This window comes from Candidatus Macondimonas diazotrophica, from assembly GCF_004684205.1.
In the GTDB taxonomy this organism is placed as follows: Bacteria; Pseudomonadota; Gammaproteobacteria; order UBA5335; family UBA5335; genus Macondimonas; species Macondimonas diazotrophica.
The window spans coordinates 1-13,879 of sequence record NZ_SRIO01000018.1 but is presented as its reverse complement, the minus strand read 5'-3'; the positions used below and the strand labels follow the sequence as shown (position 1 = coordinate 13,879).

Sequence of the window (13,879 nt, the reverse complement as noted above, 5' to 3'; positions counted from 1 at the left end):
AATGCGACCCCAGACTACTCAGTCGGGGGTACGCAGTCTGCCTTGATGATGTTCTTCCGCATCGACAGGACGCGAATTCGAAAACCGACTGCCGTGATCCGGCATGTGGCGCCTTCCACGAAGGAGGCCTGTAGGTCGCCGGAGTTGAACTTGCCGTGCCATATTGAGTCTTCGTTGGAGAACACGCCCTGGTCGGTGTAGACTTCATACCCGCAGGACTGGCTCTCTCCGCTGGACCGGCACACGCGTTCGGAATCACGGGTCAGTTCGACCGTCGTGTCAATTCGACCGACGTCTTTTGTGGCGTAACTGCACCCTCCGATCAACAGAAAGATGAGGATGGGTAGGAAGAGTATTTTCTTGCTCATTCTTGAGTCTCCGATTCTTCGTGATCAAGAGCTTTGTCCATTTGCTCCTGCTTCTCGATCAGTGAGTGAGACTGGCGAACCTCGATCGAGGATTCGACGATCAGGTGATCGATCAGGCAGTGGTTTTCCTGCGAGATGCGCCAGATGCGATTCTCGGCCTGTTTCATGGTTCCCGGACGCCAATCCAGTTCCCCGAACACAGCCCGTCGGGCCACGGTCATCGTGAAACCCTTGGACGCCGCATGGAGCTGCCCGAACATTGCCGTGCAATCCGGGTCTTCCATGAAACGGTCCACTTCGTCCTGCCGTTTCGTGGGCTTGATCGACCCATCGATATAACCGCAGGAGTCGCCCCAGGCCTCTCTCAAGGCTTGGCCAACGACTTTGTGGTAAAAGAACACCACAACCTTTTCGCCGGCGTCCGTGATTTCCCGGACGTGTCGGATGATGTAAGGAACCTTCGCTACCGCCAGTTCCGAGCGGAGTTTGGCGATCTCCTCGAAGGCGACTGACGCCTCTTCGGGCACAAGCTCCATGATCTCTTCATAAGTGGCGTCCTCGATCTGGTCGCCATACCTTGTGTACAATTCTTCCCAGACAGAGAACATTCTGTCTTCCGTCTCGCCTTCCGCTCTTAGGCCGAGATGTTCCTCAAGGGCATCCAGGCTGCGTTCGAAGACATCATCGGACTTCTTCAGGACATGCTTGAAGTCATCAGCCGGAAGGAAAAACGGACGCCGGGTCTTTGGCGGCATATCCGGCAGGGCTTGCTGCGTCGTTCTCCGAACCATGAAGGTTGAGCGGAGATATCTCTGAAGCTCAATAAGGTTCGTACCCCCGCTCGTGCTCCAGCCATACTCCGTCCAATAGGCGCCGCAGTACCTTTTTATGAAGAACTCATAATCAGACCCGAGTCCTTCCGGATCAAATGCTCTGATAATGGGCCAGAGATCATGAGGGCGGTTCTCGATGGGAGTCCCGGTAAGGAATACACGTCGATCCCCCCGAATTGCCCGCACAGCTTCGAGCCTCTTCCGTACCATGCGGAATGAACCATCTTTGTTACGTCCAGCAGGCTTAACGATGAGCCGCTCTTCATCTCCGAAGACATATCTCGTCCTCTGCGCTTCCATATTGCGCAGGGCCTGGCACTCGTCGGCGATGACGAGGCTCCATGGCTGTTCGGCGAGCCAATCGTGGATTTGTCCCAGAAGATCATAGTTGACAACTGTGACTGGAGTATCCGGGATAATGCTGACAGTGCGCTTGATCTTGTTCTTCTGTCTAACTCGTCGCTCAACGACTCCGATGTCCAGTCCGGTTGTGGTCCAGTCTGGCCACTGTCGACTCCAGTGCGCTTTTTGAGAGGCTTCGCATAAAATAAGGACATCTTCGAGTTCACCAGATTCGAACATCTCGTTTGCTACTGAGATTGCTTGCGTGGTGTTGTGGGTGACAATGTAATCATCTGTTATGTATAGACCAGAAGGATGAGAAACAGATATACAAACCTGCTCTTGATCCTCTATTCTCTCAACCTTACATATAGCTTTCTTGGGTCTATTGTTGAAACTAGCTGGCTTCCACTGGTTTGCTTTCCGGTTTATCCTGAATGGGCACCATCTGTCTAATCGAACATTGACTTGTATGTCTTTTTCGTAAGTTTCCTTGTCTGGACGATCATATTCTCTAATAATTCCCACGCCGCCTATTGACCGAACAAGTCTGGCGACATCGTTGGCCAACCGATGATTTGAACTATGAAAAGTTATTCTATTTCTGGATGCTGACCCATCTGTGTCCATAAGTCCTTGAAGAAGGCTTAGGCGTTGTTGTTCCGATCCTGAGAAATATATTTCTGGAATAAATTTATCTCGTCCAAGGCTTCTATAAAGACCTACTTCTCTCAACGCAGGTTGAATCCCCCTCACGTAAAATCTTCGGCATTGTCCATATTGCTCAAGCGCTTCTTCCTGCGTCTTGGGATCAAACGAAGCCATTATTTCATCGGCATCCGGCGCAAAACAAGATATAGTGCAGCATCCACCTCGAAATGAGCGTAGACCGCCGTCCCCCAGAATTACACCTAACTGATAAGGATCAATTGGAAACTTTTTATCCGAAGCGTTCAAAGGGGTGGGAATAGGAACCTCGAATTTGTTTACATTTTTACCTCCAGAAGAGAATGTTATACCTCTGTTCAAAAGTTCTTCTAACGTTGCGGTAAACCACGGGTCTTTTGATTTTCTTCGACGCTGTGTGGTGGTTACTGTCCACAAATGCTCCGGCCCACAATCTGTGGAGGTTTTGTCCCGAAAATAGACCCTATACGCTGGCTTGAATCCTTGAGGAAAAATGCCTGTCACGGTCTGGATTGTGCCATCAACAGACGCGATCTTGTCTCCAATCTCAAGATCACCGATTCTGGTGTAGCTTCCATCCGCCATTAAAACTTTACAATATGTCGGCTGTTGCTTTCCCAGGCCTGGATCATCCCCAATCAGCGTGTCTTTGCGCCTGAGTGCGTATTCGACTCCTGCGTTCTGGAAGCCATAGAGGGCCTTGCCTTCTGGGACCAATCCGACAAACGCGGTATCCAGCGCACGGCTTTCGCTAATGACGGCATTCTTTTCCTCCAGATACCTCTCCATGATGGCGGAGGCTTCACCGACGCAGGCGTTTGTAAATGTCTCGACATTCGCCGGGTCAGCGGTCGTCCATCTCTTCAGTTCATCGCTCCAGTCCCACAGTGCCTTCTTGAACTGGCTGCGCTCATGGAACTGTATCCTGGCAACGAACAGGCCTTTGTCGAAAGTGATCTCCATGCTCAGAACGGCACGTAGGGACCAGGCTGGGGCAGCTGAGTATCTGGTTCGACTGTTTCTACGGAGATGGAATACTCGACGCTGCTGTAGGATTTTGATTTGCGAACGGTCGGGTCGCCTTTCGGATCGTACCAGGAAACGAACAGATGGGTCTGGTCGTCTCTCTCCATCTGCCTGATCTTGAAATCAAACGCCTCGAAGACGAGGTCCACCCGCCTGGGTGACTTGACAGTGACTTTGCTGAGCATTTCACGACGGGAACTCAATACGACTTCCCGCCTCCTTTCAGCCGATTCTCGATCTTGTGATCGGGACGATTGACGTTGAACTCCATCTTCTCGGCAACCGCGCCTCCGAGATCGATCTTGTAGAACTGCGCAGTTTCGCAGACTGCGTAGAGGAGCTGTCCGAGTTCGCTCAAAACGGCGCCAGTGTACATCGGAGAATCCGCTCCACACGACAAATGGACTCGATGCTCACGCCACACCCTGGAGGTATGGTAATGCAGTCGGCACAGGTCTTCTCCGATATCGCCCACGACCTCGCCCGCTATCTGTCGGCCTGACGAAACGAAGTACGAGCCGAACTTCCTGCCGAGCCGCCCCGCAATGTCGCAGATTCGGATGACAGTGTCCGCCAGTTCGACTTCAAACATGGAGCGATGAGGGAGTTTGTCGTCCTGCAGGGATTTCCGGTCGCCTTCCATGGCCTCGGATATCTCCGAATGAATGAGGACGGTCTTTAACGCCACACTTGGCGGCATAAGTTCGCCTGTCTTGATGTCACTCCACCATCCGGCGTCGAAGCTCGCTTGGTGGCAAAGCTTAGCCAATCGTGTCACGACTTCGCTTGCGAAGTCCATGTCTTCCTGGTTCCAGTGGTTCAGTTGGTCGACAACACGGTTCAGTTCCTTGGCAGTCCTTTCAGTCTGCCGTTTCGGGTCATTGGTCATGATTCTCCACCCGTTTCGGGTGTGTATGATCAGGAAGATGATGTTGGCTGCGATGGCGGCGTGGACTCCTGATGCCCAGCCGAACAGCATGAATAGAATTGCGGTCACGACCCCGATGAGCGGGCCTGCTATGGTCCTGTAGCCGTAGACGAAGCTGCACATGATCGAGGCCGAGAAGGCTGCCCATTCCAGGATCGTGACCGTCATCGGAAAGGTCATCTCGACACCATCCGACAAAGAAATGCCAAAATCTTATCAAGAACTCTCGGGGGTTTTCTGAGACATCGAATTCCGTAGATTTTACGAGCTTCCAGAAGATACGGCGCGTTGTTTGCCCAGGAAGGGTGGGCTCTATGCGCCGCGCAGGACCCACAGCATCTGACAGCCTTGAGATACTGCGCATGCTCCTCTTCCGAAGACATTTGCAGTCTTCCGTCGTCGTCTCGGAAGAAAAGGAAGCGGGAGGGACCTAAACTCGCCATATTTAAGCGTGGCGCCTCTCTTTCTGGGTTTTCACCCACTCCAGAAACCTGTCCCGGTCTCCGCCAGCTACCCAAAAAGAGAAATCATCCTTCCCTTCCCGGAAGGTCATGGAAGCCCATCCTCTGGACGCGCCTGGCCAGGCGAAAGACATGATCGCCTGATGAATCGTGTACGAGAAATCACTCCCGCAGGAGGCGTGGAAATGCCAGCCATCCAGTGCTTTTGACCCTAGGATTGGTCTGGCGTCCGGAAGCCGCCTCCTGAGTTCCTCGGCCATGAGATGCTTGGCAACTGCCTCGATCTGGCGAGAGACAGCTTTGCTCAAGTCGTGTTTCCACATATATTCTGGTGTGGCGTATAATTCTCCGATGCGGGGCTCTACCGGAAAGGCTTCTTCATCTCCCCAACTTATCCCGTCAGAGGAAACAACGGCGCCACTGTGGAAGCACTCGGCCCACCATCCCGCATCTATTTTCTCAATATAAGGAACCTGACCTATCTTCGCATAGTCGTCCGCCCAGGGCGCACGAACGCACCTGAGTCCGCCAAGTTCATCGCCGTTGAACTCAGCCGCTCCCATCTTGCGAGCTTCGAGATTGGATTTGGCGAAATAGATGTCACCTGTTCCTTCATCGAGTTCGGTAACAGCATAGGCTTTCAGGTCACTCATATCGCGTCGCTGTCCAAGCCAGGTCGCGGATTTCGTCCAGGAGTCCTACCGGATCGTCTTCCTCGTTGTCGCAGATGTCCTCTATCTTGAAGAGAGCATGTTCGAGCGCTCTGTAGCGTTTCGCATAAGCGTCTCGCTCTGACTCCAGTTTAACGATCAAGGCTTGAGCGTGCGCCAAGGACTCTTTGGTTATGTCAGCAGAGTGCATCTTTCATTTAACCTGCCTTTCAAAGTTAGGAGTACATAACATTTCATGATAAAATGACCATGTCAAGCTAGGAAAAGCGAACATGGCCGAAGAGAAAGACGAGGAAACCTGCATTTGCAGGAACATCCGCATCGCGGATGCAATCTGCTTCTATCACGGAGATGACCTCAAGCCTTTCATGGCATGGCACAAGGACTGTCCGGTTCACAGATTCATTACCTCGGTGGACGTTAAAGAGTTTGACGGGACCATCGATCCGAATTTGCGAAGAAAATAACTTGACAAAAGGAAGGGAATAAACAATATGTCTCCTATCGCAGCAAATGAAAGGAGATATCCATGTCCCCCCACATCAAACGCAAGGCCAAGCGCCTCACCCCTGACCAGATTCGGTTCTGCTTCTCACAGGCACGCCAGACCCGCACGCCGGAGCGCGATGTCGTGATCCTGCATCTGTCGTTCGGTCTCGGCCTGCGTGCCTGCGAGATCGCCGGTCTTGAATGGGACCGCCATGTCTTCGACGCCGAGGGCAAGATGACCGGCAAGGTCTGGGTGTCCGGCGACATCGCGAAGAACGGTCGAGAGCGGACTCTGTCCCTTCCCAAGCCTATCGTCGAAGCGCTCGTCGAACTTCACGCCGCCCAGCAGGGTCAGTCCTCCTTCGTGGTGCACTCGCCCAAGCCGAACAAGGACGGACTGTCCCCCAACACGATGGTCCAGTGGTTCCGCAGGTTCTATCGCGACTGTGGGTTCTCCGGCGTCTCGTCTCACTCTGGCCGGCGCACTCTGGCGACGAAGAAAGCCGAGACAGTACACCAGTATGGTGGGACCCTCCGGGATGTCCAGCTGATGCTCGGACACGCCTGTCTGTCGACGACCGAGGAGTATATCGACGAGACGCCGGCATCGAAGGCCATGACGATGGACCTTGAATACGCCTGAGACGGTTTCGGCCAACACGAATTTGCCTTTGTTCGGGCTCTGAGGTAGGTTCAACCTGTCACAGAGCCCGAAATCCCTTGAAAGGAGAGCCAATGTAAGATGAACCTGTCCCGACTGAACGCTTCATCTGCGCCGAACCCAACCGTTATTGTGCAGAAGACCGGAAGCGCCGGTCTCTTCCTTGTCGGCCTCACACTCATCATGTTCGCGGCGAACCTGTTCGGCTTCACAAGCATCCCGTGGTGGCTCGTTTTTCTCCCGATTTATATCTTTCCGGCGCTTTGTCTTGGCTTCGTCATCCTCCTCTTGGCGTGGGTCGTCCTCGCCTTCGTAGTCGGCGTTGCCGCCTCTTTCTTCCGGAAAAACTGAGTCCCTATGTCCACACTCGCTTATCGCGACGGTGTTCTCGCTTGCGACATGCAGGTTACAGGTGAGAATCAAACAGGCGCGAGAACTGTGCTCAAGGTTCGTCGTGTTGACGAAATGCTCTTCGGCGGGACAGGTTGTCCTTGGCAGGTATTCCAGTATTTTGAGTGGATCTCTCGGGGGATGCCGGAAGACGAAATTCCAATCATGGCAAAAATCGATCCGGACGATACCTATATGTCCGAGTTCCTATGGATCGACCAGAACGGTGTTGCGTGGCATTCCAGCAATGTTCACCTTCCCCATTTCTATCCCTCCAATGTAGAATACTGGGCCTCCGGGTCCGGTTCCTCCTTCGCTCTGGGCGCAATGGCTGCAGGATCAGATGCGATCACGGCTATCCAAATGGCCGCGAAACACGACATTTACACAGGAGCAAGGATCGCCGCCATCTCCCTGCACCAGGCCTCGGATGATCCGGAATACTTCCCCATAGCTGGGTAATCCTTACTATGGAGACCCCAACAAAAAAGACCCGGTCCTTTGGCCTGAAGCGGTTTGAGCGAACGCCGGAGTCCATGCTCAAACAGGCCTACCTGACCCTGTCCAATGCGTCGATCAAGGGTCAGGAGAGGCTGAGGCTCGCGCTGATCGTATCGTTCCTGCGCGGTGTGTACGACCAATTCCGCTACGTCGAGACACAAAGCGTCTGCCAGAAGAAAGCCTTAGGCATGATCGCCGAGATCATCGAAGACGACCGGGTTCCGGAAGATATCCGAAAATCTGTCCTCTATTGGAAGGCACAGGCCGACCGGTGGCGACAGTCCAAGGAGTTCGGGATCGTCTCGAAGGACATCGCGGATTTCCCAGACGACTGGACCTCAGAGATAGAAGGTCTGACGCCTTCCCAGAAACTGTCCAGATTGATGGAAAAAAGTTGACAAACTGAAGTTTTCTCCTAGCATGAAACCAGAAAGGAGATCATCATGCTAGCCCCACTCGCTACAATCCTCTTGGCCGCTCAAATGAGCTACCAGGCCAGCTTCACATCAAGTCGTGTCCTCTCGGACATAGACCTTCACATCTCAGATTCCAGACGAGGCAGCGCGATTTATATCGGCGACTGCAACGGTTATGGAAACCGTGAAAGGATCATGATCAGGCTGGTCGATACCTCAGCAGAGGCCGATATCACCGGATACATCGTCGAACGCAGGGAGCGCGCTGACTATGTATTCTGCACTGGCTGAAAGTGACAGACACCAATTACGAAGAAATTGAAGTCGAGACACTGAACGACGCCGAAATCGTCGGCGTCGTCGACAAAAGCGTGTGGGACCGGGAAGTCTCCATGCTTTACTCTCCGAACGGCGCCCGACTGTCGCGTGACCGCTGGATTCCCCGCACGACGACTTTTGGAAATCTGTTCGCATCGACCCTGTCGCACCACAAGGTCGGGCCAAAGGACGGGCCGTGCATTGTGCTCGGACACGGCTCGGAACGATCCAAGAAGGCCATGCACTACGCGTCCATGGTCGGAATCGATGTCGACAACGGGCAGAATCCGCAAGACATCGAGGACGCGCTTCTCGACAACAATGTCTGCGGCCTGATCTACACGACGCACTCTCACCTGGCCAATTATTCCGACGCGGAACAGGATGTGGTCATCAAGTTTTGCGATCTGGACGAAGACGACGCCGTTCCGTCCCGTGAGATGCTTGTTCTTTACTGGGTAGAGAAGAAGGGCATCGACAAGTCCGTCTTCGAGGGCGACTTTCCGGAGCCTGAATTTGTCCACACGGACAAGCCGGCATGGCGCCTCTATCACAACCCGCTGCCGAAATTCAGAGTGTTCATCCCGCTCGCGGAAGACTTCCCATTTTCCCTCCCGTCCGAACCCCACAAGAGGCGCCTGGAACGCTTCGCCGACAAACTGCGCGGACTCGCCCAGATGCTCGGCATCGAGCGCATGGATGAGAGCTGTACAGACCCCTCCCGCCTGTTCTATCTCCCGTCACACGCAGAGGGTTCGGCCTTTTCAATCATCCTCGTGGCAGGCGAGCTTCTGGACTTCAATTCCGTTCCTGAAATCAAGTCGACCCGAAAAGGCCTTGCTGCCCTGAAGGAGCTTGGCAGTCATCTGGCAGGCGCCTCCCGTCAGATCGAAGGAATGTCCCTCAAGAAATGGGCCTCCATCTACGCGGACGGGTTTGAAATCCTTGATGCTGTCAGGGACCATGTCCCCGACAAGGTTCGAGGCTCCTGTTCCTCAAACCAGGGAATGGAGATCGAGTGTCCTTTCGACGAAGATCACTCGAATGCAGGAGATCCGGAAGACCGAGCATTCATGGTCATCAACGGGTCTGAATCCGATCAAGGTGGATTCATCGCTACCTGCCGGCATGACTCCTGTCGGGAACACGACAGGCTGGATTTTCTGGCCAAGATGCTCGATGACGAGTGGTTCCCGGAATCCGTGCTGACAGACGAGAACTACGTCTTCATCGTCGCGGAAGACGACGAGGAATGCGAGGAGAAGGCGAAGAAAGCGCTTGTTCTGTTTGAAAAGACGGACATCAAGCGAGCGATAGACGGGCTCAAGGCCGGGGAAATCGCGGACGCCGAAGAAATCATCTCCGCCATATGCAAGACACGGTACTCCACTCTGGAACGATCCGAGCTTATGAAGACCATGGCCAAGAGGCTCGGTCTCTCCCGTGCCGACATGGACAAGAACTACAAGGAAACGCGACAGAGGCTGGCATTGGAGGAAGCCGACAAGCTTTCGGAAGAATACGAGAAGCGCGCCGAAATGGGCGTGATCTATATCGACAAGACCAGCTTCGACACGCAGGTCCGGCTGGCCTGGTCCAAGCTTCTTCGAAAGCAGCGGGACAACCCACAGATGTTCTGGTCTGACCAGGGCGAGATCGTCCGGCTCAAGACGATGCTGTCAGGCAAGACCAAACGGTCTGTCGGAACGAACGATCTCCTGGATGCTGTCGCGCACTCCTGTCACTGGAAGACCCTGACAATGGAAGGAGATCAGACAGCTGCTCCACCTGACGCCGTGATCCGCACCATGCTGGCCTCGGATAATGCCAGAAACAGGCTTCCCATCCTCCACGAAATCGTCTCCACGCCTTTCTATACCGATGACGGCGATCTCGTCATGGAACCGGGTTACAATGAAAGCGGGTACTATCTCGACGACCCCGACGCCGGGAGTTACCCAGACATCCCTGTGAATCCGACAGACGAGGAAGTCTTCGAGGCGCTCGACTTCATCATGGACAATGTGTTCGTCGATTTCCCATTCGACGACAACACGGAAGGAGAATCATCGAGGTGCCACGCACTCGCAATGCTTCTGCAGCCTTTTGTTCGCCCAATGATCCACGGCCCGACGCCGATCTACTTTGTGGACAAGCCTCTGCCAGGTACGGGTGCAACGCTTCTTATCAACGCCATTCTGCGCATCTCCTCCGGGCGTGAGCCACAGGCACAGACACTTCCCGACAGTGAAGAGGAATTCCGGAAAACGATCACGGCGTCTCTGTCCGAAGGGGCTCGCTATTTCTGGCTCGACAATGTCGACAGGACCATTGACAGCCAGAGCTTCGCATCCGTCGTCACGTCGCAGTTCTGGAAAGACCGCCGGCTTGGGCAGTCCAGCTCCATCGAGTTTCCGATCCGCAACCAGTTCATCGTCTGCGGGAACAATGTCGACATGCGATCTGAGATGATCCGTCGCATGCTCCTCATTCACCTCGACCCGAAAACATCAGACCCCACCGCCCGGACGGGGTTCAAGCACACACATCTTCTTGAATGGGTCGCCCGAAACCGCACCAGACTCGTCCACGCCTGCCTCATTCTCTGCCAGGCGTGGATTTCAGATGGGTGCCCCAAATCGACCAAGACCAAGGCCTCGTATGAGGACTATGCCGCCGTCATGGGCGGAATCATGGAATCCATCGGGGTCGACGGTTTCATGGAAAACGAATCCATGCTCAAGCTCTCCTCGGATAGCGAGAGCGGTCCCATGGACGAATTTATCTATCTGTGGTGGGATCTTTTCGGTGACGAGTGGCTCAAGATCGGCGGCGGAGAGGGCGCAGGAGCCGAAGGATTGTTCGCCGTCATTGCCGAACAGCAGGTTCCTTTTGTTGTGGCAAACAACGAGCAGACACTGAAAATCAAGCTTGGAAGAAAACTGAAAATGCTCTCCAACAGGCAGTTTCGTATCGATGTCGACGAAGAGGAGATCGAGGTTCGTGTCGAGATCAAGCCGAGGCAAAACAGGGTCAACGAGTACCGGCTCAATGTCATCAGCCGGACACCGAAAGTCCTTGACAACTGATGTGTTTTCGCATATAGTCTGGAAATGGTCGGCCCGGCCCGACTTTCCTTTCAAGCTGCGATCACGCGGGGTGGCGCCCCGTATGAGGATGCCGGAAGACCTGAGAGGAAACTCTCAGGTCTTTTCATTTTGTCGAAAACAGTAAAATCACGTCGAAAGTCGCTCTATTTCTATTGTTTTTGTCGAAAACCGAAAATCCTTTCAGCCATCCTGAATTGGACAGCCTACCTTCGCTGTGGCAATTTCTTGTTGCGAGGCCTCTCTGGCACAGAGGCAAAACAGAGTGGAACTCTCATCTTCCTCCCGAAACAGGTGGACAATATATAGCGCTGACGACGAGGAATTCGCAGCAGCGAGTGTCGGTGGTCGTCTGATCATCCGGGACGAAGACCACAAGTTCGCGGTCTTCTCTGCAGGAGACGCATACCTCTACCTGAGCCAATCATTCGACACTTTCGCCGAAGTTTGCGCTCTTGTGCAAGATGACATAACTCCGGATACGGGGACTGTGTGGAATCAAGTTTGCCGAGACATCCTGCAGGATTTCCAGTTCAACTACACCGATCAGGAAACCTACGACACCTTGGACGACGTAATCGATACAGCACGTATCATGGTATCCGAGACATACTATGACGAACTCTCCTTCGAGGACCTCGAAGACGCTGAGAAACGGAACATTCTGGCCTATATCTTCACGCTGACCGACTACGGTCTGAAGCACGACGACCGATTCCCCCCGCCTCTCGAAGTACCTGAAGCCCTGATCCTCATTCTCCTTTCCGCGAATCGCCAATGCCCACCCCACGAGACAGACTGATATTCCGAATCGTCCAGAAGGTTCGCGGCATTCCTGTCGCTGAATTTCTCTGCAAACGAGACCAGGTCAACAGCTTGAAGAAAACAATGCCCAAGGTGATCCCCACAGACGGTGAGCTTGTCTCATTCGATGTCTACGAAGGTCTCAATGGCGCGAGACAGAAAAAAGGCCTTCCGATCCAGTGGGATCATGTTGAGACAATTCTGGCCGGCTCCTATTTTATGGATTACTGACATGGAATCTCTTGATATCGAATCTCTCGGCAATATTGGCGGACTGGTCGGGCTTCTGGGTGTCGCCGGCATGATCCTGTGGCAGGCCTACAAGAACCTGTCTCCGAAATGGCAGGAAGACAAGAGTCGCCTGGACGAGGCGACAGGAGCGGCCCACACCGACCTGATGGCTCGATTTGATCGCATCCGGCAGAATGAGACAGAGTGCCTCGATCGCATCGAAGAGCTTGAACAGGCGCTCGACGCCGAACGAGCCATCCGGCGAGCCGCAGAGGACGAGGCTGCCCAGGAGCGGATCATGCGCAAGACGTGGGAAACACGTCATCGGCGTGCTGTTGAGGAACTGGCTCGTCTGGGTCGGGAAGACCTGGCGAAGTCCATTGAAGCGCTTCAACTCGGCGCATCTTCACCGATACTGGAAACGGAAAATTGACAAACCAGAGTTAGGATAACCTGACTTTAGAAAGGAGGTTTGTCATGAAGAAATATATCACCAGTGTCTTGTGTGCAGCGACCCTGTGCGCGTGTGCGCCGTCGGAGCCGGAAGGGCCGTCTGCAGAGACTTACGCTCAGCTCTACTCGACTATCGAATACCGGGAATCTCTATATCTCATGAGCTGCGATCCAGAGCTTCTCATGGGTCCGGGCGCAGAATTGCCGACCGACGTCGAGCAGGAATGTAAAAGGGAACTGGACGAGATCAACGCACTCCGGCGAGGTCTTGATCTTCCGCCATCCGTCTTGAAATAGTGAAGGCCGCGCCATGAGCGCGGCCTTTGTGTATAGGACAGATATTTCCTGTTATCCTGTCCTTAGCCCAGATAGCGGCCAAATATTTCCGGTTACCCGATGGCGTATCTGGTTGTCAGGTTCTTGATCTGGGAAGCGAGAGCGCGACATTCAGTGGCGACATACGCCACATCCCGATAGTGCCTAATCGTAGGCCTGTACTCAGCGCTCATTCCCGCATAGGCCTCGGTCATGTAATATGCCGGACAGAAGTCGTAACCTTCGGAGCAGTGAAAACCAACAACCGTGGAATCCTCGACTGCGGCACCGCCAAACGGGAAACAATCTGCCGAATAAGATAGAGGCCTTGTGAACTCAATCTTCTCGCCGATCTCGTCATAGTCGAGATCATCCAGAATGCTTCCTCTCGGAAGACAGACATATCCGTTCAAAGCGAACGAAAAACCCCGCGAGAGCGCTAGAAGATAACCAGTACCGCAATCTTTCCAGACAATGACGTCAGGCTCTTCCATCCACGGGCCGGGGTCGGTCCTTTGCCGGATTTCTGCCGGCAGGGTCAGGAAATTATTCTCCACCAGCAATTTGACATCGCTCGGATCGACGTTCATGCGTTCGAGTACCTCGCGCATGATGAGAGAAATGGGTTCTGGCCACTGCATTAGTCAGCTCCTCTAATGAATATAACATGGGAGCCAACAATATCCGGCTCAGTGCATACATCGTCTCGCATGCGTTTGGCGGTCTGGGGAGAGAGCAATTGTGTTGCGGAATTCATGGCCTTCTGTCTGGCTTCTTCAATGGATTCCGCCATGACAATGATATCACCATCAAACCACTCAGCAAGGGCACGGGACCCCCATCGATAGAGGTTCATCATTCACCACCCTCAATAAACA

The 13,879-nt window shown here is 53.8% G+C and carries 18 protein-coding genes; 12 read left to right on the top strand and 6 right to left on the bottom strand.

Annotation, left to right across the window (positions count from 1 at the left end; all coding sequences use genetic code 11):
- Positions 1 to 14 precede the first annotated feature (14 nt).
- From E4680_RS11645 to E4680_RS11625, 5 genes are all read right to left on the bottom strand, one after another.
- Positions 15 to 368, bottom strand: coding sequence for a hypothetical protein (locus tag E4680_RS11645; RefSeq protein WP_135282594.1), 354 nt, complete (start codon positions 366 to 368; stop codon positions 15 to 17).
- Positions 365 to 3,193, bottom strand: coding sequence for a DEAD/DEAH box helicase (locus E4680_RS11640; protein WP_135282593.1), 2,829 nt, complete (start codon positions 3,191 to 3,193; stop codon positions 365 to 367). Before E4680_RS11640 ends, E4680_RS11645 begins: the two co-directional genes overlap by 4 nt.
- Before the next feature lie 2 nt (positions 3,194 to 3,195).
- Positions 3,196 to 3,459, bottom strand: a complete 264-nt coding sequence (locus E4680_RS11635; protein WP_135282592.1) for a hypothetical protein — start codon at positions 3,457 to 3,459, stop codon at positions 3,196 to 3,198.
- Positions 3,456 to 4,364, bottom strand: a complete 909-nt coding sequence (locus E4680_RS11630) for a nucleoside triphosphate pyrophosphohydrolase family protein (protein WP_135282591.1) — start codon at positions 4,362 to 4,364, stop codon at positions 3,456 to 3,458. The genes E4680_RS11635 and E4680_RS11630 overlap by 4 nt, the downstream gene beginning before the upstream one ends.
- Positions 4,365 to 4,629: 265 nt before the next feature.
- The gene (locus E4680_RS11625) at positions 4,630 to 5,298 is read right to left on the bottom strand and encodes a hypothetical protein (RefSeq protein ID WP_135282590.1); all 669 of its coding nucleotides are present in this window, start codon (positions 5,296 to 5,298) and stop codon (positions 4,630 to 4,632) included.
- Positions 5,299 to 5,588: 290 nt separating this feature from the next.
- Here E4680_RS11625 and E4680_RS11620 point away from each other — a divergent pair, with 290 nt between their 5' ends.
- The 11 genes from E4680_RS11620 to E4680_RS11575 all read left to right on the top strand — a co-directional run bounded on the left by E4680_RS11620 (position 5,589) and on the right by E4680_RS11575 (position 12,983).
- On the top strand, positions 5,589 to 5,783 hold the full coding sequence (locus tag E4680_RS11620) for a hypothetical protein (protein ID WP_135282589.1): 195 nt from the start codon (positions 5,589 to 5,591) through the stop codon (positions 5,781 to 5,783).
- 62 nt (positions 5,784 to 5,845) lie between these two features.
- On the top strand, positions 5,846 to 6,448 hold the full coding sequence (locus E4680_RS11615; RefSeq protein WP_135282588.1) for a tyrosine-type recombinase/integrase: 603 nt from the start codon (positions 5,846 to 5,848) through the stop codon (positions 6,446 to 6,448).
- 99 nt (positions 6,449 to 6,547) lie between these two features.
- The gene (locus E4680_RS11610) at positions 6,548 to 6,817 is read left to right on the top strand and encodes a hypothetical protein (RefSeq protein WP_135282587.1); all 270 of its coding nucleotides are present in this window, start codon (positions 6,548 to 6,550) and stop codon (positions 6,815 to 6,817) included.
- A 6-nt stretch (positions 6,818 to 6,823) separates the two neighbouring features.
- Positions 6,824 to 7,318 carry a hypothetical protein gene (locus tag E4680_RS11605; RefSeq protein ID WP_135282586.1) on the top strand — a complete coding sequence of 165 codons (495 nt, stop codon included), beginning with the start codon at positions 6,824 to 6,826 and terminating at the stop codon, positions 7,316 to 7,318.
- Between the two features lie 8 nt (positions 7,319 to 7,326).
- Positions 7,327 to 7,755, top strand: a complete 429-nt coding sequence (locus E4680_RS11600; RefSeq protein WP_135282585.1) for a hypothetical protein — start codon at positions 7,327 to 7,329, stop codon at positions 7,753 to 7,755.
- Positions 7,756 to 7,800: 45 nt separating this feature from the next.
- Positions 7,801 to 8,064: a hypothetical protein gene (locus E4680_RS11595; RefSeq protein WP_135282584.1), complete on the top strand. Its 264-nt coding sequence runs from the start codon at positions 7,801 to 7,803 to the stop codon at positions 8,062 to 8,064.
- 2 nt (positions 8,065 to 8,066) lie between these two features.
- Positions 8,067 to 11,180: a hypothetical protein gene (locus tag E4680_RS11590; protein WP_135282583.1), complete on the top strand. Its 3,114-nt coding sequence runs from the start codon at positions 8,067 to 8,069 to the stop codon at positions 11,178 to 11,180.
- A gap of 508 nt (positions 11,181 to 11,688) precedes the next feature.
- Positions 11,689 to 12,000: a hypothetical protein gene (locus tag E4680_RS11585; protein WP_135282582.1), complete on the top strand. Its 312-nt coding sequence runs from the start codon at positions 11,689 to 11,691 to the stop codon at positions 11,998 to 12,000.
- 86 nt (positions 12,001 to 12,086) lie between these two features.
- Positions 12,087 to 12,233 (top strand): hypothetical protein, encoded by a 147-nt coding sequence (locus E4680_RS14095; RefSeq protein ID WP_167792489.1) that lies wholly within the window; start codon positions 12,087 to 12,089, stop codon positions 12,231 to 12,233.
- Position 12,234: 1 nt separating this feature from the next.
- Positions 12,235 to 12,666: a hypothetical protein gene (locus E4680_RS11580; protein ID WP_135282581.1), complete on the top strand. Its 432-nt coding sequence runs from the start codon at positions 12,235 to 12,237 to the stop codon at positions 12,664 to 12,666.
- Between the two features lie 44 nt (positions 12,667 to 12,710).
- Positions 12,711 to 12,983: a hypothetical protein gene (locus tag E4680_RS11575; protein WP_135282580.1), complete on the top strand. Its 273-nt coding sequence runs from the start codon at positions 12,711 to 12,713 to the stop codon at positions 12,981 to 12,983.
- Between the two features lie 92 nt (positions 12,984 to 13,075).
- Here the strand turns inward: E4680_RS11575 and E4680_RS11570 are convergent, their stop codons facing one another.
- Complete coding sequence (locus E4680_RS11570; RefSeq protein ID WP_135282579.1) at positions 13,076 to 13,642, bottom strand: hypothetical protein; 567 nt, start codon at positions 13,640 to 13,642, stop codon at positions 13,076 to 13,078.
- A 26-nt stretch (positions 13,643 to 13,668) separates the two neighbouring features.
- On the opposite strand from E4680_RS11570, the gene E4680_RS14320 reads away from it, so the two are divergent.
- Positions 13,669 to 13,879, top strand: a 211-nt coding sequence (locus tag E4680_RS14320) for a hypothetical protein (RefSeq protein ID WP_205688918.1), incomplete at its 3' end; no start/stop codon positions are given.

What these genes read in the sequence shown, in the direction of transcription:
- E4680_RS11600 (WP_135282585.1), top strand. Translation starts at nt 7,327, where the DNA reads ATGGAGACCCCAACAAAAAAGACCCGGTCCTTTGGCCTGAAGCGGTTT.
- E4680_RS11595 (WP_135282584.1), top strand. Translation starts at nt 7,801, where the DNA reads ATGCTAGCCCCACTCGCTACAATCCTCTTGGCCGCTCAAATGAGCTAC.
- E4680_RS11570 (WP_135282579.1), bottom strand. Translation starts at nt 13,642, where the DNA reads ATGCAGTGGCCAGAACCCATTTCTCTCATCATGCGCGAGGTACTCGAA.
- E4680_RS11620 (WP_135282589.1), top strand. Translation starts at nt 5,589, where the DNA reads ATGGCCGAAGAGAAAGACGAGGAAACCTGCATTTGCAGGAACATCCGC.
- E4680_RS11575 (WP_135282580.1), top strand. Translation starts at nt 12,711, where the DNA reads ATGAAGAAATATATCACCAGTGTCTTGTGTGCAGCGACCCTGTGCGCG.
- E4680_RS11630 (WP_135282591.1), bottom strand. Translation starts at nt 4,364, where the DNA reads ATGACCTTTCCGATGACGGTCACGATCCTGGAATGGGCAGCCTTCTCG.
- E4680_RS11580 (WP_135282581.1), top strand. Translation starts at nt 12,235, where the DNA reads ATGGAATCTCTTGATATCGAATCTCTCGGCAATATTGGCGGACTGGTC.
- E4680_RS11645 (WP_135282594.1), bottom strand. Translation starts at nt 368, where the DNA reads ATGAGCAAGAAAATACTCTTCCTACCCATCCTCATCTTTCTGTTGATC.
- E4680_RS11610 (WP_135282587.1), top strand. Translation starts at nt 6,548, where the DNA reads ATGAACCTGTCCCGACTGAACGCTTCATCTGCGCCGAACCCAACCGTT.
- E4680_RS11605 (WP_135282586.1), top strand. Translation starts at nt 6,824, where the DNA reads ATGTCCACACTCGCTTATCGCGACGGTGTTCTCGCTTGCGACATGCAG.
- E4680_RS11640 (WP_135282593.1), bottom strand. Translation starts at nt 3,193, where the DNA reads ATGGAGATCACTTTCGACAAAGGCCTGTTCGTTGCCAGGATACAGTTC.
- E4680_RS11625 (WP_135282590.1), bottom strand. Translation starts at nt 5,298, where the DNA reads ATGAGTGACCTGAAAGCCTATGCTGTTACCGAACTCGATGAAGGAACA.
- E4680_RS11615 (WP_135282588.1), top strand. Translation starts at nt 5,846, where the DNA reads ATGTCCCCCCACATCAAACGCAAGGCCAAGCGCCTCACCCCTGACCAG.
- E4680_RS14095 (WP_167792489.1), top strand. Translation starts at nt 12,087, where the DNA reads ATGCCCAAGGTGATCCCCACAGACGGTGAGCTTGTCTCATTCGATGTC.